Source organism: Chryseobacterium sp. NRRL B-14798, from assembly GCF_050470705.1.
Taxonomy (GTDB): Bacteria; Bacteroidota; Bacteroidia; order Flavobacteriales; family Weeksellaceae; genus Chryseobacterium; species Chryseobacterium cupriresistens.
The window spans coordinates 3,978,919-3,998,496 of sequence record NZ_JBFLUL010000005.1 but is presented as its reverse complement, the minus strand read 5'-3'; the positions used below and the strand labels follow the sequence as shown (position 1 = coordinate 3,998,496).

Annotated in this window: 19 protein-coding genes; 10 read left to right on the top strand and 9 right to left on the bottom strand. The window is 35.8% G+C overall.

The window, feature by feature from the left end; all coding sequences use genetic code 11:
• Positions 1-13: 13 nt before the first annotated feature.
• From AB1278_RS18370 to AB1278_RS18360, 3 genes are read left to right on the top strand one after another with little or no spacing between them, the layout of a single operon-like run.
• The gene (locus tag AB1278_RS18370) at positions 14-964 is read left to right on the top strand and encodes a GSCFA domain-containing protein (RefSeq protein WP_343643837.1); all 951 of its coding nucleotides are present in this window, start codon (positions 14-16) and stop codon (positions 962-964) included.
• On the top strand, positions 965-1,486 hold the full coding sequence (locus AB1278_RS18365) for a DUF4269 domain-containing protein (protein ID WP_411414345.1): 522 nt from the start codon (positions 965-967) through the stop codon (positions 1,484-1,486).
• Between the two features lie 5 nt (positions 1,487-1,491).
• Complete coding sequence (locus AB1278_RS18360) at positions 1,492-2,253, top strand: TatD family hydrolase (RefSeq protein WP_411414346.1); 762 nt, start codon at positions 1,492-1,494, stop codon at positions 2,251-2,253.
• Between the two features lie 220 nt (positions 2,254-2,473).
• Here the strand turns inward: AB1278_RS18360 and AB1278_RS18355 are convergent, their stop codons facing one another.
• The 6 genes from AB1278_RS18355 to AB1278_RS18330 all read right to left on the bottom strand — a co-directional run bounded on the left by AB1278_RS18355 (position 2,474) and on the right by AB1278_RS18330 (position 7,822).
• Entirely contained in the window at positions 2,474-3,778 is a 1,305-nt protein-coding gene (locus tag AB1278_RS18355) for a DEAD/DEAH box helicase (protein ID WP_110010791.1), read from the bottom strand.
• Positions 3,779-3,956: 178 nt separating this feature from the next.
• A complete protein-coding gene (locus AB1278_RS18350; RefSeq protein WP_202839797.1) occupies positions 3,957-4,586 on the bottom strand; it encodes a porin family protein in 630 nt (209 codons plus the stop codon).
• Positions 4,587-4,681: 95 nt separating this feature from the next.
• Entirely contained in the window at positions 4,682-5,173 is a 492-nt protein-coding gene (locus tag AB1278_RS18345) for a DUF6438 domain-containing protein (RefSeq protein ID WP_110010789.1), read from the bottom strand.
• Between the two features lie 319 nt (positions 5,174-5,492).
• On the bottom strand, positions 5,493-6,476 hold the full coding sequence (gene obgE / locus AB1278_RS18340; RefSeq protein WP_110010788.1) for a GTPase ObgE: 984 nt from the start codon (positions 6,474-6,476) through the stop codon (positions 5,493-5,495).
• Between the two features lie 61 nt (positions 6,477-6,537).
• Complete coding sequence (locus AB1278_RS18335; RefSeq protein ID WP_202839791.1) at positions 6,538-7,116, bottom strand: adenylate kinase; 579 nt, start codon at positions 7,114-7,116, stop codon at positions 6,538-6,540.
• Positions 7,117-7,267: 151 nt separating this feature from the next.
• Positions 7,268-7,822, bottom strand: a complete 555-nt coding sequence (locus tag AB1278_RS18330; RefSeq protein ID WP_047374145.1) for a phosphoribosyltransferase — start codon at positions 7,820-7,822, stop codon at positions 7,268-7,270.
• A gap of 393 nt (positions 7,823-8,215) precedes the next feature.
• Between AB1278_RS18330 and AB1278_RS18325 the strand changes: the two genes are divergently transcribed.
• Entirely contained in the window at positions 8,216-9,805 is a 1,590-nt protein-coding gene (locus tag AB1278_RS18325) for an ABC-F family ATP-binding cassette domain-containing protein (RefSeq protein WP_343643841.1), read from the top strand.
• A gap of 138 nt (positions 9,806-9,943) precedes the next feature.
• Here AB1278_RS18325 and AB1278_RS18320 read toward each other — a convergent pair whose 3' ends face one another.
• From AB1278_RS18320 to AB1278_RS18310, 3 genes are all read right to left on the bottom strand, one after another.
• Positions 9,944-11,008: an IS110 family transposase gene (locus AB1278_RS18320; protein ID WP_227944447.1), complete on the bottom strand. Its 1,065-nt coding sequence runs from the start codon at positions 11,006-11,008 to the stop codon at positions 9,944-9,946.
• A 277-nt stretch (positions 11,009-11,285) separates the two neighbouring features.
• Positions 11,286-12,215: an alpha/beta fold hydrolase gene (locus tag AB1278_RS18315; protein ID WP_343643842.1), complete on the bottom strand. Its 930-nt coding sequence runs from the start codon at positions 12,213-12,215 to the stop codon at positions 11,286-11,288.
• 103 nt (positions 12,216-12,318) lie between these two features.
• Entirely contained in the window at positions 12,319-12,939 is a 621-nt protein-coding gene (locus AB1278_RS18310) for a hypothetical protein (protein ID WP_202839785.1), read from the bottom strand.
• A gap of 776 nt (positions 12,940-13,715) precedes the next feature.
• On the opposite strand from AB1278_RS18310, the gene AB1278_RS18305 reads away from it, so the two are divergent.
• The 6 genes from AB1278_RS18305 to dapB all read left to right on the top strand — a co-directional run bounded on the left by AB1278_RS18305 (position 13,716) and on the right by dapB (position 19,454).
• Positions 13,716-15,002: an adenylosuccinate synthase gene (locus AB1278_RS18305; RefSeq protein WP_429816221.1), complete on the top strand. Its 1,287-nt coding sequence runs from the start codon at positions 13,716-13,718 to the stop codon at positions 15,000-15,002.
• A 299-nt stretch (positions 15,003-15,301) separates the two neighbouring features.
• Positions 15,302-16,153, top strand: coding sequence for an energy transducer TonB (locus tag AB1278_RS18300; RefSeq protein WP_343643843.1), 852 nt, complete (start codon positions 15,302-15,304; stop codon positions 16,151-16,153).
• A 164-nt stretch (positions 16,154-16,317) separates the two neighbouring features.
• Positions 16,318-17,091, top strand: coding sequence for a ParA family protein (locus AB1278_RS18295; protein WP_002981269.1), 774 nt, complete (start codon positions 16,318-16,320; stop codon positions 17,089-17,091).
• A gap of 69 nt (positions 17,092-17,160) precedes the next feature.
• Positions 17,161-18,051, top strand: a complete 891-nt coding sequence (locus AB1278_RS18290; RefSeq protein ID WP_202839781.1) for a ParB/RepB/Spo0J family partition protein — start codon at positions 17,161-17,163, stop codon at positions 18,049-18,051.
• A complete protein-coding gene (locus AB1278_RS18285) occupies positions 18,052-18,690 on the top strand; it encodes a DUF5683 domain-containing protein (protein ID WP_202839779.1) in 639 nt (212 codons plus the stop codon).
• Positions 18,691-18,752: 62 nt separating this feature from the next.
• Positions 18,753-19,454: a 4-hydroxy-tetrahydrodipicolinate reductase gene (gene dapB / locus AB1278_RS18280; protein ID WP_114821411.1), complete on the top strand. Its 702-nt coding sequence runs from the start codon at positions 18,753-18,755 to the stop codon at positions 19,452-19,454.
• The last annotated feature ends 124 nt before the right edge of the window (positions 19,455-19,578 follow it).

Genomic DNA, 19,578 nt, shown 5'->3' with positions numbered 1-19,578 from the left:
TAATCCGTATACAATGAAATTCAGAACCGAAGTTGATATTCCCGCATCAGAAAAGAAGATTGAGATTGAAGATAAAATATTCTCAATAGGATCATGTTTTGCCTCTGAAATGACAGATCTATTGCAGGACGGACAACTTCAGACCCTTAATAATCCTTTCGGGACGATTTTTAATCCTTATTCCATCAATCATGCCATCAACAGATTACATGATTCTGCATTTTATGAAGAAGAGGAACTGATTACTTACAATGAAGAATATATCTCTCTGGATCATCATACCAGTTTTGATACCCGTTATATTCATCAGACCTTAGATAAGATTAATGGAGCTATTGAAGCGGGAAATGCCTTTCTTCAGGAAGCCGACTGGATCATCATTACTTATGGATCATCATTTATTTATGAGTTTCTGCCCAAAAATAAACTGGTAGCCAACTGTCATAAAATTCCGCAAAAGTTTTTTGAGAAAAGACTGCTGTCCCATCAGGAGCTTACCAGTTCAATTTACCAGACTATTCTGGACCTTAAAGACATTTGTAAAGAAGGAGTCCAAATCCTGTTTACCGTTTCTCCCGTAAGACATACCAAGGATGGAATGGTAGAAAATCAATTAAGCAAATCGAAACTGATTACAGCTATTCATGAATCAATTTCAATGTTTGAAGACTGTCATTATCTGCCTGTCTATGAGGTTTTGATGGATGATCTCCGGGATTACCGTTTTTACAAAGAAGATATGATCCATCCCAGCGCTCAGGCGGTTAATTATATTTTTGAGAAATTCGGAAGGTCGTATTTTTCAGAAGAAACCCAGAATTTTATCAAAGAAAATTTTAAGATTATCAAAGCTCTTGAACATAAGACCAGCGATAAGAAAGATCCCAAGTTTATAGAATTCAGAGAAAAACTGGATCAAAGAATTGAAGCACAGCGTAAAAAAGTAAAACATAAAATATTTTAAATGCCTGATTTTACCAGAATTGATTATCTGAAGGATGGAAATGAAAGACAGAAAAGAGCTTATGAAATTCTTACAAAGTATCGTGTCTTTGAGAAACTGAAAGATTATTCTCCGATTCTGGCAGGAACTGTTCCTATAGAAATTGATATCAAAGGAAGTGATCTGGATCTTATTTTTGAGGTGGATTTAAAATTTGAGCAAGACTTTCTGGATGATTTACTATTTTGTCAGCTCATTCCTCAAGACGCAGAAGTGGAATATCCTATCGTAAACGGTGAAAAATGCATTACATTAAATTTTATGCTTGATGGTTTCCCCATCGAGATTTTCGGACAGAATAAACCTACAATAGAGCAAAACGCTTATCTTCATATGGTTGCCGAATACAAAATATTACAGGAAAAAGGAGAAGAATTTAAACAGAAAATAATAGAACTTAAAAAACAGGGAATAAAAACAGAACCCGCTTTCGGATTATTGCTGGGACTTGAAAACCCTTATGAAGATCTATTGAAATTTTAAATAAAATGATTGATACACATACACATCTATACGCAGAAGAATTTGATGAAGACAGAAAAGAAGCTATTCAGAGAGCTTTAGATAAAGGAATTACAGAATTCTACCTTCCGGCTATTGACTCAGGGTCTCATGAGAAAATGCTGCAGCTGGAAACAGAATATCCGGGGCAGATTTTTTCTATGATGGGATTACATCCTTGTTATGTAAAACAGGAATCCTGGGAAAAAGAACTTGAAATCGTAAAAAATTATCTTGATCAAAGACATTTTCCTGCGATAGGAGAGATCGGAATAGATCTGTACTGGGATAAAACAACACTCGATATCCAGGTGAAAGCTTTCGAACAGCAGATCGACTGGGCCATAGAAAAAGACCTTCCGATTGTGATTCATACAAGAGAAAGTTTTGATGAAACATTTGAGGTGCTGGAAAGAAAAAGACATCCTAAATTAAGAGGGATTTTCCATTGTTTTTCAGGGAATCTTGAACAGGCACAACATGCCATTGATCTTAATTTTATCTTAGGAATCGGTGGAGTAGTCACTTTTAAAAATGGAAAAATAGATCAGTTTCTGAACGAAGTTCCATTGGATAAAATTGTTCTGGAAACAGATTCTCCTTATCTCGCACCGGTTCCTCACAGAGGTAAAAGAAATGAAAGTTCTTATCTTGATCTGGTAGCCGGAAAACTGGTGAATATTTATGGAAAAGACTTTACAGAGATAGACCGTATCACAACAGAGAATGCAAAAAATCTTTTTAAGTAAAGCGGCTGGAAGCTGGAAGACAGAAGCTGGAGGTTACTGTTAGTCTTATAATTTCTGGCAGTTATTGTTATAACCTCAATAACTTCCCTCTTCCAGCTCCCAGCTTCCAGACTCTATTAAAACCTGCAATTCTTATCCCGAATTCAGCCAAGTTAAGCAATATAAGCTTTAATAATAAGATAAATAAACCCCTTTTCAACACTGAAAAGGGGTTTGTTTTTTATTTTTTTCTTGTGAAATTCTTATTCTTAGGCTTTTTAAAACCTAGAGAAGCTCCCGCAGAAGGCTTTTTACGGTTATTATTAGACCTTGAATTATTACTGTTTTCTGTTTTGGGCTTTCCGCCGCCGGCAGGAACAGGTTTGTTATTCGAATCCCTCTTCTGTGCCACCAGATCATCTGTATGGAACGGATGATCCTTGATCACAGGAATTTTTTTGCCGATCAGCTTTTCTGTATTCTTTAAATTCAGAAGATCAAGTCCGTCTACAAAAGAAATAGAGGTTCCTTCAGCTCCGGCTCTTCCTGTTCTTCCGATTCTGTGTACATAGGTTTCAGAAACATCAGACAGTTCAAAATTGATTACGAACTTCAATTCATCAATATCAATTCCTCTGGCTGCAATATCTGTCGCCACAAGAACCCTTGTTTTTCCGGATTTGAAATTGTTCAACGCATTTTGTCGTGCATTCTGAGATTTGTTACCGTGAATCGCTTCTGCAGAGATATTATCTTTCTGAAGTTTTCTTGAAATCTTATCCGCGCCATGCTTCGTTCTGGCAAAAACCAGTACAGAATCTGAAATATCATTTTGAAGAATGTGAGAAAGCAAATTCAGTTTGTTATCTTTTTCTACAAAATATACAGATTGTTTGATGGTATCTGCTGTAGAAGAAACCGGAGTTACCTCCACTTTCACAGGATTATTCAGGATAGAATTAGCCAGTTTCTGAATTTCAGCCGGCATTGTTGCCGAAAAGAATAAAGTCTGTCTCTTCTGAGGTAAAAGTTTAATAACTCTTTTTACATCATGTACAAATCCCATATCCAGCATTCTGTCTGCTTCATCAAGAACAAAAATTTCAAGGTTTTTCAGGCTGATGATTCCCTGAGCAATAAAGTCCAGAAGTCTTCCTGGTGTTGCTACCAGAATATCAACCCCTTTTCTCAAAGCAGCTTCCTGATTTCCTTGTTTTACGCCTCCGAAAATAACAAGTTGTTTTAGCGGAAGATATTTACCGTAAGCATTAATGTTTTCCTCAATCTGAATGGCCAGTTCTCTGGTGGGGGTAAGGATTAAGGCTTTTATATGTTTATTGGGAATTTTATTTTTGGATAAATTCTGTAGGATAGGGATGGAAAAAGCGGCTGTTTTTCCTGTTCCTGTCTGCGCACAACCTAAAAAGTCTCTGCCTTCTAAAATATCAGGAATAGATCTTTCCTGGATAGGAGTCGGAGTCGTGTATCCCTGCTCCTGGATTGCTTTTGCAATAGGTTCTATTAAGTTTAAGTCTGTAAAATTCAAATGAATTATTTTAAAATTTAAATAAAAATTCCTTCAGTCTGAAAGAATTACATTCTGCAAAGGTAGTCTAAATATTTTTAAGTATCTTTTTCCACTTTTTTATACTTATTGCCTATTGAAAAACAGAAATGGCCGCCCGAATGTGAGCCGCCATTTTTTTCTGTTAGATATCTGCAGTTTATTTAAATCTATATCCTACGCCAGCCTGAAGAAATCCCATTTTAATGGGAACTGCATTGCTTTTATTCATTTCTATAAAATTGAAATTGTATCTGGCGTCAACAAAAAACTTTTGATTAATCTTATATTCTGCACCCAGAAAAGGAAATAAATTCAAGGTTTTTAAAGATTCGTAATTGTGCGTTTCAGCCTCATCAAAAACAGTATTCATTTTTACTTTGGATGATATATTAAATCCTAAGTTCATCCCTACAGAAGCAGAAAGCTCCGGAACAATATAATATTTTACTGAAATGGGAACCTGTATCTGGTTGAATTTATAATTAAAGTTCATGTTACCCATGTTTACCACTTCGTTGCCTACCAGCTCATACCAGGGATAAGCGTCTTTACCACCCAGTTGTGTATATAATACTTCAGCCTGCAAGCCAAATTTAGAGGACAAAGGTTGCTCGGCCAGGATTCCGGCGTAGAAATAAGATTTTGAATCGAGTTGTGTGTTAAAGAATTTCATGCTGGATAAGGTATATCCTCCTTTTACTCCAAAGCTCATGGATTCGGAAGTTGTTTGTGCATTACTTATTGTTGATAAAACAAATGCCAGAGCGAAAAAAATGTTCTTCTTCATGTTTTTTTTGAATGGTTAATAGTTCTGTAAAATAATAATTCCTCCCAAAAGAAGGAATTATTGCGGTAAAGATAGTTTAAATATTTTTATAAGACTTATTTCACTTTAGTCCATTCCTGGTTTTTTCTCAGATTCTCAAAAAACTGGTACACTTCTGAGAGTTTCTCGCTTCCGCGTTTTCCATAATCTTCTACATTTTTTGAAGTTCCGTCAGCAAATTTGATTCTTAAATAGGAAGTTGGAAGATCGGTAATATTGTGTTCACCGTATTTATCATTCAAACCTTTTACATTTAATCCGTCCAGTAAAGTGATTAATTTATTGTAATCCTCTTCTTTAATGGTTCCCTTAAAAGTTCCTTCACGCGGCTTGGAAAACTCATCTTTCGAAGGTTTATCATTAAAATTAAAATGTTCTGCTTCAAAAACCGCAGTTCTGTCCGGATTGATCGTCATTTTAAAAACAGGACAGAATCCAAAACATGGAGTAGCCTCATATTCAATGGCAGCATATTTTGAATTTACTTTTTGAGAAGTTGTACAGGATGTTAAAAATACAAATGCACAAATGGCTAGCAAATATTTCATAGTTTTTTTAAATTTCAGAGGATCTCCCAATAATTGTTCCAAAAGAGAAAATTTCTTTTGTTTTTATGTTAAATCAGTTTAAATTTTTATTGAACAATTAAGATTCAATGAAAATGTTAAGAACAAAGCTTTGCTCCATACTTAAAAAACAGCATGATTGATCTTAATCTACTTTATTTCTTACATCCATTCTTAATGGTTTAAAATATTTTCGGGGAACATAGGGTTAATTTTATAAAAAACAGCCTTAGGAAAACCTGAGGCTGTTTTTTTATAATGCAGTTTTACTATAAAAAGCACAACTGATAAATCAATTTTTCTATCCGTGCAATTGTTTCCAGATAGCATCCTTAAGTTCCATAAGGCCTTCTCCGGTAACACCTGAAAAGAATAAAGGCTGCTTGTTCTCCGGGAACTCTGCTGCAATTTCCTTTTTCAGTTCATCATCCAGAAGGTCAGATTTTGAAATGGAAACAATGAAGTCTTTATCCAGAAGTTCAGGATTGTACTCCTTCAGTTCATTTTCAAGTATCTTAAACTCGTTGAAATGATCTTCGGAATCAGCTGGAATTAAGAATAAAAGGATGGAATTTCTTTCGATATGTCTCAGGAATCTGTGTCCTAAACCTTTTCCTTCTGCTGCTCCTTCAATAATTCCCGGAATATCAGCCATTACAAATGATTTGTAATTTCTGTAATCTACAATTCCAAGGTTAGGAGTCAGTGTCGTAAAGGCATAATTGGCAATTTTTGGTTTTGCCGCAGAAACAGATGCTAAAAGTGTAGATTTTCCGGCATTCGGAAACCCAACCAGACCTACATCTGCCAAAATTTTAAGCTCGAAAACGATATACCCTTCTTCTCCCGGAAGACCTGGCTGTGCATATCTTGGGGTCTGATTCGTAGAAGACTTGAAGTGTTCGTTTCCTAACCCTCCTTTACCACCATGCATCAGGATGATTTCCTGTCCGTCTTCTAAAATTTCACCGATAATTTCGCCTTCTTCATTTTTGGCAATAGTTCCCACCGGAACCTCAATATAAACATCAGCTCCGTAGGCACCGGTAAGCTGGTTTTTTCCTCCGTTTTCACCACGTTCTGCTTTTACGTGACGGGTGTATCGGAGTGGAAGCAAAGTCCATTCATTGGCATTTCCTTTCATGATGATATGACCTCCACGACCTCCGTCGCCTCCGTCAGGACCACCTTTAGGAATATACTTTTCACGGCGAAGGTGGGCAGAACCAGCACCTCCGTGTCCACTTTTACAATGGATTTTTACGTAATCTACAAAGTTAGACATATAGTTTGTGTTGCGGGCTTCAGGCTACAGGACAAAATTTCTTATCCCTGCCATATCCCGATTATTTAATTTTCTCTACCTCAGCGAAAAGTTTTTGGGAAATCTCATCAATTTCTCCAACACCATTTACCTCTACATATTTTCCCTGCTTCTTATAAAGCTCGGCAACTTCTGCTGTTTTGGTATAATATTCTTTAATTCTGTTTTCGATGATCTCTACATTGCTGTCGTCTGATCTTCCGCTGGTTTCACCTCTTTTCAGAAGTCTTTCCACCAAAATTTTGTCCTCTACCACCAATGAAAGACAGATATCAATCTCGTCATTCAGTACTTCTTTAACGATTGTTTCCAAAGCTTCTGTCTGTGCAGTTGTTCTTGGATATCCGTCAAAAATAAAACCGTTGGTATCAGTTGGTTTTTTGATCTCATCGATCAGCATATCTGTTGTTACCTGATCCGGAACCAATTCTCCCTTATCGATGTATGATTTAGCCAGTTTTCCAAGTTCAGTGTCATTTTTCATGTTGTATCTGAAAAGATCACCTGTTGAAACCTGTTTTAAATTGAATTTTTCGATCAGATTCTGAGCTTGTGTTCCTTTTCCACTTCCTGGAGGGCCGAACAGAACAATGTTTATCATAATGTTGATTCGCTTTAGGCAATTGGCATTTTGCTTCTGGCTTTAGGCTTTTGGCGGTTTGCTCTTTGCTTTCAGCTTTTTTAAGTTATTATTAAATTTATTTCTTTATATAATTTTAAGCTAAAAGCTATCAGCTAATAGCCAACAGCGTTTAATGGTTGATTTGTCCGTCTTCCAGCTGATATAAATTCGGAAGGTTTCTACCCAATTCGTCATAATCCAGTCCATATCCAAGCACAAACTTGTTAGGAATTTCCTTTCCGATATAATCCAGTTTGAAATCTTTCTTGTAAATCTCCGGTTTCAGTAGGAAACTAGCCAGTTTTACAGATTTAGGACGTTGTGTTTCTTTGAAATATTTGAAAAGACTTTCAACGGTATTTCCTGTATCTACAATATCTTCAACAAGAATAATATGACGGTCTCTTACATCTTTGGTAAGCTCCATTTTCTGATAAACGATCCCTGTAGACTCAGTTCCTACATAAGAACTCATTTGAATGAAGGCAATTTCGCATTCTCCCGGGTAATATTTTAAAAGATCTGAGAAGAACATCACCACCCCATTTAAAACCCCTATGAAAACAGGAACTTCGTCCTTGTAATCTTCATAAATTCTTAACGCTGTCTCTTTTACAATTTCCTGAATTTCGGCATCCTTTAAATAAGGAACGAAAGTTTTGTCGTGAACTTTAATGCTTTCCATAAAATTTTTAGTAGTTGGCAAAGTTACGGATTTTTGATTAAAATACTTTCCTGTTTTTGTCAGTTCGAAAGTTAAAAGGTATTGCAACAACAAAATTGAATATTACAGCGAAGTATGTTTAAATAGTAAGAATGATAAGATTTTTAATTAGATAGAATGATATAGCCTTAAAAAAAGGATTTTGAAAGGGATTAAAAGCAGGTGTTTGAAATAAGGAAGAAAAGGATAATGATAAATGTCCTGATTATTGATAAAAACAAATATTCAGAAAAATGAGTATCTTTGTTCTTTCAAAACCCAAAAAAACAGACATGTAGGATATCATTTCTTTCAGACTCAATAAAACGGTAACAACAATGTTGCTGGTGTTCAACCTTTATTAAGAAAGAAATCATGATTTTACTGCAAAATATATCCTTTGGGTTTCCGGGAGGAAATCTTCTATTTAATCATATCAATTTAACAATACAGTATCATACCAAATCTGCTCTGGTAGGGAGTAATGGAGTGGGAAAATCAACCCTGCTGAAAATAATCGCAGGAGAAATACAGCCTCTAAACGGCAATACCAATATCCAGGGTAATATCTTTTATGTACCGCAGATGTTTGGAAATTTAAATGATCTTACCATTGCAGAATGCCTGAGGATAGATCAGAAACTCCATGCTCTTCAAAAAATTACCAATGGTGAGGTGGACGAAATATATTTTGAAACGCTCAATGACGACTGGGATATTGAAGAAAGATGCCAGAATGCTTTGGAGCATTGGGGTCTCGAAAATTTTGAATTAACTCAAAAACTGGAAGACCTGAGCGGAGGACAGAAGACTAAAGTTTTTCTTGCTGGAATTCAGATCAACCAACCTGATATTATCTTATTGGATGAACCGACCAATCACCTGGACAGGGAAGGAAGAAAACTCTTGTATGATCTTATTGACAAAACAGATGCAACAGTGGTTATCGTAAGCCACGACCGTACTTTGCTCAATCTTGTGGATACCATATTTGAGTTAAGTAATCAGGGAATTGCAACTTATGGTGGAAACTATGACTTTTATGCCGAACAGAAAGAAGTGGAGGAGGAAGCATTGCAAAATGATATCCATTCCAAAGAGCGGGCTTTAAAAAAAGCAAAAGAAAAAGAACGGGAAACCCTGGAAAGAAAACAAAAGCTGGATGCACGAGGTAAAGGCAAGCAGGAAAAATCCGGAGTAGCAAGGATTATGATGAATACCCTTCGGAATAATGCGGAAAAAAACAGTTCAAAACTTAAAAGTGTACACGCAGAGAAAATTAGTGGTATTTCCGGTGACTTAAGAGATCTGCGTTCCTCCTTAAAGAATTCTGATCAGATGAAAGTTAATTTTAATGATTCCAATCTACATTCAGGAAAGATCCTTGTTACCGTTGAAGATATTAATTTCACTTACGGAAAAGAAAAACTCTGGAAAGAAAACATCAGTATGGAGGTGCGAAGCGGAGACCGAATATCAGTGAAAGGCTCAAACGGTTCCGGAAAAACTACCCTGATAAAGCTTCTGTTGGAAAATATTAAACCTTCGGAAGGAAAAATAAATAAGACAGAATTCAACAGTATCTATATTGACCAGGAATATTCCCTTATTAATAATGATTCAACGCTTTACGATTTTGTACAGACTTTCAATGACAATGCCATGCAGGAATCCGAAGTGAAAACATTACTGTCCAGATTTTTATTTTGGAAAGATACCTGGGATAAAAAATGTGGAATGCTAAGTGGTGGAGAGCGTTTACGGTTGCTTCTTTGTGGGCTTTCCATCAGTAATAAAGCACCCGATATGATTATCCTTGATGAACCTACGAATAATTTAGATCTCCAGAATGTGGAAATTCTCACCAATTCTATAAAAGATTATCATGGAACTCTACTGGTGATTTCCCATGATGAAGTTTTTCTTCAGGAGATTGGAATTGAAAGAGAATTGATGCTGGGGTAATTATTATATTTCTTGCAAATCAGACAAAATTCTTTAGATATTCAATAGGGGTGGGCTTTAGCCCGCCTTCAACATCAAAACAACTCCATCGGCTTTAGATTCTGTGTTAACTTCCAAATATTTTTTATACATTTATATTTATAAAAGCGACCTTGAGTTAGCTTGCGTAGGGTGAACGTCTTTGATTTTTACCCTACTTTCTTCAAAATCTATCTGGTAAAAAGTTTTATTTTTAAATAAAATATACATCAGTTCCAAGAGTTTTCTTTGTACAGCAACCAATCCCTTCATTTTAATTCCTGTTTTTTCTGTAATTCTTTGAAACAAATCCTGATGGTTTTTATTCATTTTGACGGCTGTCATGGCAGGAAAATGTAATGTTTTTCGAATATTTTTATTTCCTTTCTTACTAATTCTTGGCTTACCTTTTATTGATGTTCCGGACTGTTTCTCGCGGATATCTAATCCTGCATAACTTACCAGTTGTTTTTTATTTCTGATTAGCTCAAAACCATTGGTTTCAGCTAAAACAGCAATTGCCGTTGATTTTCCAATACCCGGAATACTGCTCAACAGATTAACTCCCCTGGTAGCCTCAGGACTTTTCTTTACCTGTGCAAGCATATCCTCATTAATTTCTTTCTCCTGTTTTTTCAATAGCGAAATACGCTCGGTCAGCCGTTTTATGGTTCTTGAATTCGGAAGAGCTTGAGTCTTTTCAGCATGCAGCTGATTCATACACCTTACCCTTTCCTGAATAACCTGGTTTTTCTCGCGGCTTAGCTGCTGAAGTTCTTTATACACAAGGTTTGCGGGTTGCCATAATTCTAGTTTTCTGCTTAAACCAAACTGTGTAATAGCTATGGAACAGCTTTTATCGGTAATGGTTTTGATATCCAGAGTCCTGATGAAATTACTGATCTTATTAGGCAGCACAATGACTGTTTTTTCTTCCTTTGCATAAAGAAAATGAGCAAATCTTTCATGATACACCCCTGTAGCCTCCATGACAAAAATAACCTCTATATTAAGTGTCTTTTTGCTGTACACCCATTTAAGAAGTGATTCAAAGCCTTTTTCGCTGTTGCTAAAAACTTTATAATCTTTGATTTCTGTACTTAGATCTTCCATTAATTTGCCAAAACTTGCCACCAGTTCATCTTTGGCTACATCTATTCCTACAACCTGTTTTAATGCACTCATATTTTTATCTTTAAATAAAAGCAAGTCTTCCTTCGTTTTGTCTCCTGATTATTATCCAAGATATCTTTTTCGATTCTTTAAATTCTGTTCAAACTCTAAAAGGAATAAAGAAGTGAGGACATTTCTAAAGCACAATATACTTCCTGAGTTATTTAGCCAAAACTGTTCTCTCACCCCTTTTGCTTTGTATGTAAATTTATTCTTTTGCAAACATAGGAGCCGAAACTTATACAGAAATTCCAGATCAATGCTATCTGGAATTTTTATTTTGTTCTTATTATTTTAAGATCCAGTTATGGATTTCCTTCAAAACCTGTTCTCTTATGGATTCGTTCAAAATCTCATGACGCATTTCCGGATACATCTTTACGTCTACATTTTCAAAACCATCAGTTTTTAAGTTGTCGACCGTATGCATGACTCCTTTTCCAAAGTCACCAATCGGGTCATTCTGTCCGCTTACAAATAAAAAAGGAAATGATTTAGAAATAGGTGCAGCCCAGTTTCTTGCAGTCGCCTTTTTATAAACGGTAAATAAAGTATAAAAAGCATTATGGGTGAACGGAATTCCACAAAGTTCATCCTGTTCAAAAGCCTTTCTGTTTTCAGGATTAATACTGAGCCAGCTGGTATCACCGAAGTCTTTATCTTTTTTAAAATGCTTGTTATTGACACTTGTAAAAACAGAATTTAAAAACGTACGATGACGGGGAGCAATAGCCGTAGCCAATGATAAATACGCTCTTAATACATCAATTCCCGGTAAAGGTCCGCCGGTTCCTGTAATGATAGCCCCGGAAAATTTACTGCTTGCTTTTTGAAGAAGACATCGTGTAATAAAAGATCCCATAGAATGTCCCAGAATAAAATGGGGGACATCCGGATATTGTTCTGCAAGATGATCTGCCATCATTTCCGCGTCGGCTATAAGTCTTTCATCCGGTTTTTCAAGCTGGAAGAAACCAATATCCTTTTTTTCTTTTACCGATTTTCCGTGTCCCAGATGATCATACGTCAATACAGCAATCCCATGAGCCGCGAAATATTCTGCAATCTCTGCATATCTTCCGCTGTGTTCCTGCATTCCGTGAACAATAAGTAGCGTGGCTTTCACAGAAGCTGCATACGGATAAAATAAAGTGTAAAAGAGTTGGGTTTGATCGTTTGTGGTTGCAGGTAGATAACCTGATTTTTGGAGTGGATTCATGTTTGGGATTGTCTTTTGGTGTTTTGGAGGAGGATTAAAGATATTTCTTTGCAGACTTTAAACCTAACAGGTTTTTAAAACCTGTTAGGTTTCATTATAGTAGCTACTTAGCCTCTGATAATGTCCAATCAAGGTAAATGTCTTTATTAATGATATCCACAAGAAGATCTTCCAAGTTCTCGCAAAAATTTCTTTTTAATATTAGTGGAGATTTTAGTAGGGTTTCTTTTAATTCTTCTTGAGTGTAATAATGTGCGTTTGGATGATCACTGTTGTATTGATTAGCTTTCCAGATTTTATGCTTTAATAAAACATTTACTATGTTTTCAAGGATTATGTCTTCCAATCCACATGCTTCATCTTCTACTTTATTAATTATTAAATCATATTTCCCATCCCAAATATCATAATCTTTGTAGTAAACTCTTATTAGTCTTTCCTTATTCAATTGATTAATTATATGAATAAGGCCACGTTTTTCTCCGGTTGCGCTTCCGTAGGAAATTATTTTTTTACTTCTTTTTAAAACGAATAAAGGACCTTGTCCGACAAATTGGTGTTCAAATTTTAATGTTTCAAAAAACTTTTTAGATTGATAATGGAAACAAAATGTGTCATCAGTTTCACTTATATCGTCTTCGAATATTTGAACAATATCGCCAAATTCTTTTAAAAGATATTCTTTGGCTATTTTCAAATATTCATCTTTTGTGTTTTCTTGCATGTTATTTTATGTGTTTGTGAAGATTGTTTAAGTTTTTTACGATTGAAATTTTTTTAACTTGAGTTTTCACTTTTTTTGAGTTAACTGATTAATTTATTTTTTTATATAAATTTAGCTTAATTAAGATATTGTTCTTGTGACAATATCTAATATTTTAACAAGAAATTTCTTATCTATTAGTAAGTTCTTCAATTTTATTTGAGTGTACGAAAGTTCCTTGGAATTTTCCTTTATTAATAGTACATCATTTTTACCCCAAAAATTCTTTTTATCCCATCATATATATTCTGAAGTTTCTTTTACGTTTTGTAATATTATTGAACAGCTAACGACAGAAAATATTGTTTCAAATATTCCATACCAAAATTGTTGTTTTTGCTTGAAAATCGTTAGAATTATACCCCATAATAAAAATTATACTTGTAGATAGCCATATTCCTTTCGAGGTATGTATAACTAATACGTAAGTTTTTTAATTGATCATAGTCAATATATTTCTTACTTATGTTATTAAATAAAAAAGAAAAGAATATTATTATGAAAATGGGTTTTAGTTTTGATAAGAGAATCTCATATGCATTAATTACATTATTTAATTTGGCATAAAAGTCTTCACCATTTTTTGATTCCATGATAATTTTAAAATAAATCAAATATAAAAATTATTCCGTTCAACCTCATGATTTTCACCCCACCCCAAAATAAAATTCCTCTCAAATTTGCTCACCCAATTTTTTAAAAGTAATTTTGCACGAATCTAAAAACAAAAGTAAAATATGTCAACTTATGTAGTTGTAGGTCTTCAGTACGGAGATGAAGGCAAAGGAAAAATCACGGATGTTTTATCAGCAAAATCGGATTATGTAGTACGTTTCCAGGGTGGAGACAACGCTGGTCACACGGTTTATGTGGGTGATGAGAAATTCGTTCTACACCTTCTTCCTTCAGGAGTTCTTCAATGCAAAGGGAAATGTATCATTGCGAACGGAGTAGTGGTAAACCCTAAGTCTTTCATTAAAGAAGTTGGTCAGATCGAGAGCAAAGGCTTGAGAACAGATCATATCTTTATCAGCAGAAGAGCGCATGTCATCATGCCTTACCACATCCTTTTGGATACTTATCGTGAAGAGGAACACGGAGGAACTCAGATCGGAACTACCAAAAAAGGAATCGGACCTTGTTATGAAGATAAAATTGCAAGAGTCGGGATCAGAATGGTAGACCTTTTAAATCCTGAGATTTTAAGAGATAAAATTGAGAAAAACTTAAAAGTTAAGAACTCTCTTTTTGAAAAATATTACGGAAAACCAACGTTAGACGTTGAAGAAATCTACAACGAATATTTAGCAATCGGAAAGCAGCTTCAGGACAGAATTGTTGATACTGAATTAGAGCTTAACGAGGCGATCAGAGACGGTAAAAACGTTTTATTCGAAGGGGCACAGGCGTTAATGCTTGACATTGACTTTGGAACGTATCCATACGTAACTTCATCTTCTCCATCTACAGGAGGTGTTTGTTCAGGAGCTGGTGTTCCGCCAACTTCACTTCAGAACCTTATTGGAGTAGCAAAAGCTTACTGTACAAGAGTAGGAAACGGACCTTTCCCTTCTGAATTGGATAACGAACTGGGTGAGAAAATCAGACAGATCGGTGGTGAATTCGGAGCAACTACAGGTAGACCAAGAAGAACAGGTTGGTTAGACCTTGTTTCCTTAAAGCATGCTTGTATGATCAACGGAATCAACAACCTTGTGATCACTAAGCTTGACGTTCTTACAGGAATTGAGAACCTGAAAGTAGTAACACATTACAAAACTGAAGACGGAAAAATCATCGATTATTTCACTTCGTCAACAGAAAAGCTATACGACTACGAGCCAATTTACCAGGATTTACCAGGCTGGAGCGAAGATATTACCAAAGCAAGAAGCTATGATGAACTTCCTGATACTGCGCAAAAATACATCGAGTTTATTGAGAAATACTTAGGAATCAACGTATACTTAGTTTCTGTAGGTCCTGAAAGAAGTCAGAACATCATCAGAAAAGAATTATTCTAATATTTCTTAGAACCATACAATAAAAAGAGATCATCATTGATGGTCTCTTTTTTTTTAAACCTTGATGTGGGTAAGAGGTCATTAAGTTTATTCCTCATTTACTTGAGAAGAAATAACTCCTTTTTCTTCTATAAACTTTTTACTTGTAAATATTAAAATTTAAACATTATCATAAAATTTTCTAATATTATGTTGTTTTGATAAAATTTTGGCAGATGTTTTGATATTGAAACAGTACTTATCGATAAGAATAATAAAACTAATAATCAAAATTTTTAACAGTTTAAATAGTAGTAGTGATGAAACAACATAACCAAAACCAGGAATTTCGGTTCAACGAAGTCCTGTTCGAGCACCGCAATAAAGACTATGGTGCCTATGTATTAAGAAATGAATCAGATAGAATATTAACCAAAGCACTCTTTATCGGAGCAAGTTTAATGGCAGCAGTATCCATTACACCATTTGTGATCTCTGCGTTACAAGGACCAAGTATTACTGAAAAGATTATTGCTTGTGATTTTGGACCGTTTGATGTGAAGAATGTAGATACACCGGAAGTAGTACCTCCTGTAGAAACTATAAAACCTGTAGCTCCATCTAATACCAAGACATTTGACAGTACAGTGCCTACACCATTAAGTACAGCTCAGGATGATGGGAAAAAAGAAGCCATTCCTGATGATGCTGTAGCCGGTTTTAAAGACAATTTTAATGGAGATCCTGTAGCTCCGAATACACCTAATGTTCCAACAGTAACAGTAGGAACAGGACCTGTAATAACGACAGCTCCAACAGTGATTTCTGCTCCGGTGGACAAAAATAAAATTGCAGAATCCGGAGAACTTGGTGTAGAAGCCAATTTTGCAGGAGGAATAGACTCCTTCAGAAATAAAGTAATGAACAGCTTCGACAGTTCAGGATTTGAATCCGAAGATGTTGTAAAGACGACAGTTACCTTTATTGTAGAAATGGACGGAACCATCTCAGGGGTAAAAGCTAACGGAACCAACGCCGATTTTAACAATGAGGCAATGAGAACTATTAAATCAATTTCCAACAAAGGAAAATGGATCCCGGCCAAAAACAAAAAAGGAGAATTCGTAAGAAGTTATTTCAAATTTCCAATCTCTATGAAATTTGATAATTAATACGGAAAAGTAAATTTCAAATAGTTATCCACAAAGAATTTTTTTTGTGGATAATTTTTTTTATCGTTAAATTGCTTATTAACAATATTTTAACTCAATTTTGATTTTCTCCACTCACCGAGAGCAAAGAAAAAAGTGTATTTTTGAAACTTAAAGTTCTAATAATGGCAAAAATCATAGGTATTGCTAATCAAAAAGGAGGTGTTGGTAAAACTACCACCGCTGTAAATTTGGCAGCAGCATTAGGAGTATTGGAAAAAAGAATATTAATCATTGATGCTGACCCTCAGGCGAATGCAACATCCGGTTTGGGTGTTGAGGATGTTCAGTATTCTACCTATAATCTTCTGGAGCATAGTGCAGATACAAGAGTCTGTATCAAAAGAACGGCAACTCCTAACCTGGACATTATTCCGTCCCATATCGATCTGGTAGCAGCGGAAATTGAATTGGTAGACAAGGAAGACCGTGAGTATATGCTGAAAAAAGCATTGGCAAGTGTAAGGGATGATTATGATTATATTATCATCGACTGTGCACCGAGTTTAGGTCTTATTACTGTAAATGCTCTTACAGCAGCAGATTCTGTAATTATTCCGATCCAGTGTGAGTATTTTGCATTAGAAGGACTTGGGAAATTGTTGAATACCGTTAAAAATGTTCAGAAAATTCACAATAAAGATCTTGGAATTGAAGGTCTTCTTTTAACCATGTACGACAGCAGATTGAGACTATCCAATCAGGTTGTGGAAGAAGTAAATCTGCACTTCCCTGAAATGGTGTTTGAAACCATTATCAGCAGAAACGTAAGATTGAGTGAAGCGCCAAGTTTCGGGGAAAGTATCCTGAACTATGATGCGGAAAGTAAAGGAGCTGTTCAGTATATTCAGTTGGCTGAAGAAGTTCTTTTGAAGAATGAAAACTTAATAAAGAATTAAATTAATAATAAATGGGCAATAAGTGAATGCTGGTCATCACTTCTCAAACATCATTTATCAATTATATCTATGAAGGACAAAAAAAGAGCTATGGGACGCGGCCTGGGCGCCATTTTAAGTGCAGAATCCAAAGCAACGATCAATTCCGCTACTGATGAAGGAGCAGATAAGTTTGTGGGAAATATTGTGGAAGTTGCGCTTGAAGATATCTATCCGAACCCAACGCAGCCGAGAACTTATTTTGATGAAAAAGCATTAAACGAACTTGCACAGTCTATTAAAAACTTAGGCGTAATCCAGCCGGTTACCTTGAGAAAAGACGGGGAGAAGTTTGAAATCATTTCCGGGGAAAGACGTTATAGGGCAACTAAAATTGCCGGATTAACGACTATTCCTGCCTATATCCGTTTAGTCAATGACCAGGAGCTTCTTGAAATGGCTCTTGTTGAAAATATCCAGAGAGAAGACCTTGATGCTATTGAAATTGCATTAACTTATCACAGGCTTTTGGAGGAAATAGGTCTTACTCAGGAAAACCTGAGCCAGAGAATAGGAAAGGACAGAAGTACAATTACCAATTCTATCAGACTGTTAAGATTAAATCCGGATATTCAGAATGCTATCAGAAGCGGTGAGATTTCTGCAGGACACGGAAGAGCGATTATCAGTCTTGAAAGTGAAGAAGATCAGCAGGTTTTATTTGATCTTATTATCAAAGAAAAATTAAACGTTCGTCAGGCTGAACAGGCTGCTGCTGCATTGAAGAACCCGAAGTCTCCTGCTGCCAAAAAAGCAAAAGTGGAGCTTTCCAATAACTATAAAAAAGCCCAGAAGACCATTGCTGATATCTTGGACGTGAAAGTAGAGATCAAAGCTTCTGGAAATGGTAAAAAAGGTAAAATTGTTCTGGACTTCAAAAATGAAGAAGAGCTGGAATATATTTTATCCCATATTAAATAAATGAAGAAAATATTTTTCACATTTTTCTTGTGTATCGCTGCACTGGCTTACTCACAAGTAAAACCTATCGATACCGTTCGGATGCAGACTCCTCCGAAAGAAGAAACCCGTGTCGTAAAGCCTGGTAAGACCGAAGCCAAAATCATTGAAGATCTTGAAAAAGCAAACGGTCCCACAGCAAAAACCTTAAAGCTTAATCCTACCAGAGCAGGATTGTACTCTGCAGTTTTACCTGGATTAGGACAGTTTTATAACAAAAAATACTGGAAAATTCCTATTGTCTGGGGAGCGGTAGGTGCCGGAGTTGGTATCGCTGTATGGAATGATAACCAATACAAAAAATACCGTGAATATTATGTGGCTAAGCTGAACGGAACTCCCAATGAGTTTGTGGACAGCCATCCGTGGCTGGACAAAAGAGCGTTGGGTAATGCACAGGACAGAGCCAAGAGGCAAAGGGATTATGCCATTGCCATTACAGGTTTGATTTATATTCTGAATATTGTAGATGCTGTAGTAGACGCTCATCTTTATGAAAGCCGTCATGATCCGGATCTGGTTTTTAAACCATCGGTTATCCAGGACCAGTATGGCTACAGCGCACCAAAAACTGGTTTCAGTTTAAGTTACAGATTTTAAAATACAACATATCTGCAGAAGGTCTGAAGATTGAGTGCAGCATTAAAAATAAATAAGATTATATGAAAATAGCATTAGTTGGTTACGGTAAAATGGGTAAGATCATTGATGAGATCGCACAGAAGAGAGGTCATGAAGTAGTTGCCCGTCTGAAAGAAACCCCGACTGCTGAGAATCTTAATAATCCGGATGTTGTGATTGAATTTTCACTGCCGGAAGTAGCTTTTGAAAACATCAAAGCTTGCCTTGAAAATAAAATTCCCGTGATCTGCGGAACAACAGGATGGCTTGATCAAAAAGCTGAAATTGAAAAACTGGCAGTAGATAATGGAACTGCTTTCTTATATGGTTCTAACTTTAGTTTAGGCGTGAATTTATTCTTTGCTCTGAACGAAAAGTTGGCAGACCTGATGAAAAACGTAGATGAATACTCTTGCCAGCTGGAAGAAATTCATCACATCCATAAAAAAGATGCTCCAAGTGGGACTGCAATTTCTATCGCTGAGGGAATCATTCAGAACAATCCGAAATTCGATGCCTGGAAACTGGAAGAAACAGAAGGGAAGCAGCTTGGAATTTTTGCGGTACGTGAAGACGAAGTTCCGGGAACACACAGCGTGTATTACAGAAGTGAAGTGGACGAAATCGAGATCAAGCATACCGCTTTCAACAGAAACGGTTTTGCACTGGGAGCGGTAGTAGCTGCTGAGTGGATTAAAGATAAAAAAGGAAACTTCGCAATGAAAGACGTTTTGGGGCTTTAATTTGTAACAAATTCTGTAAATTGCAGACCAATAAGCAGAAAATGATGAATAGTGAATTGTAAACAGCGGACTGCTTTTATCATTTATTACTCATCATTTTTATTATTTATATCTTAAGAATAGG

Bases quoted from the DNA above. Each gene is read 5' to 3' on its own strand.
- AB1278_RS18325 (WP_343643841.1), top strand. From the start codon at position 8,216: ATGATTTTACTGCAAAATATATCCTTTGGGTTTCCGGGAGGAAATCTT.
- AB1278_RS18365 (WP_411414345.1), top strand. From the start codon at position 965: ATGCCTGATTTTACCAGAATTGATTATCTGAAGGATGGAAATGAAAGA.
- AB1278_RS18330 (WP_047374145.1), bottom strand. From the start codon at position 7,822: ATGGAAAGCATTAAAGTTCACGACAAAACTTTCGTTCCTTATTTAAAG.
- AB1278_RS18335 (WP_202839791.1), bottom strand. From the start codon at position 7,116: ATGATAAACATTGTTCTGTTCGGCCCTCCAGGAAGTGGAAAAGGAACA.
- AB1278_RS18350 (WP_202839797.1), bottom strand. From the start codon at position 4,586: ATGAAGAAGAACATTTTTTTCGCTCTGGCATTTGTTTTATCAACAATA.
- AB1278_RS18300 (WP_343643843.1), top strand. From the start codon at position 15,302: ATGAAACAACATAACCAAAACCAGGAATTTCGGTTCAACGAAGTCCTG.
- dapB (WP_114821411.1), top strand. From the start codon at position 18,753: ATGAAAATAGCATTAGTTGGTTACGGTAAAATGGGTAAGATCATTGAT.
- AB1278_RS18290 (WP_202839781.1), top strand. From the start codon at position 17,161: ATGAAGGACAAAAAAAGAGCTATGGGACGCGGCCTGGGCGCCATTTTA.
- AB1278_RS18360 (WP_411414346.1), top strand. From the start codon at position 1,492: ATGATTGATACACATACACATCTATACGCAGAAGAATTTGATGAAGAC.
- AB1278_RS18310 (WP_202839785.1), bottom strand. From the start codon at position 12,939: ATGCAAGAAAACACAAAAGATGAATATTTGAAAATAGCCAAAGAATAT.
- AB1278_RS18305 (WP_429816221.1), top strand. From the start codon at position 13,716: ATGTCAACTTATGTAGTTGTAGGTCTTCAGTACGGAGATGAAGGCAAA.
- AB1278_RS18285 (WP_202839779.1), top strand. From the start codon at position 18,052: ATGAAGAAAATATTTTTCACATTTTTCTTGTGTATCGCTGCACTGGCT.
- AB1278_RS18295 (WP_002981269.1), top strand. From the start codon at position 16,318: ATGGCAAAAATCATAGGTATTGCTAATCAAAAAGGAGGTGTTGGTAAA.
- AB1278_RS18345 (WP_110010789.1), bottom strand. From the start codon at position 5,173: ATGAAATATTTGCTAGCCATTTGTGCATTTGTATTTTTAACATCCTGT.
- AB1278_RS18320 (WP_227944447.1), bottom strand. From the start codon at position 11,008: ATGAGTGCATTAAAACAGGTTGTAGGAATAGATGTAGCCAAAGATGAA.
- AB1278_RS18315 (WP_343643842.1), bottom strand. From the start codon at position 12,215: ATGAATCCACTCCAAAAATCAGGTTATCTACCTGCAACCACAAACGAT.
- AB1278_RS18370 (WP_343643837.1), top strand. From the start codon at position 14: ATGAAATTCAGAACCGAAGTTGATATTCCCGCATCAGAAAAGAAGATT.
- obgE (WP_110010788.1), bottom strand. From the start codon at position 6,476: ATGTCTAACTTTGTAGATTACGTAAAAATCCATTGTAAAAGTGGACAC.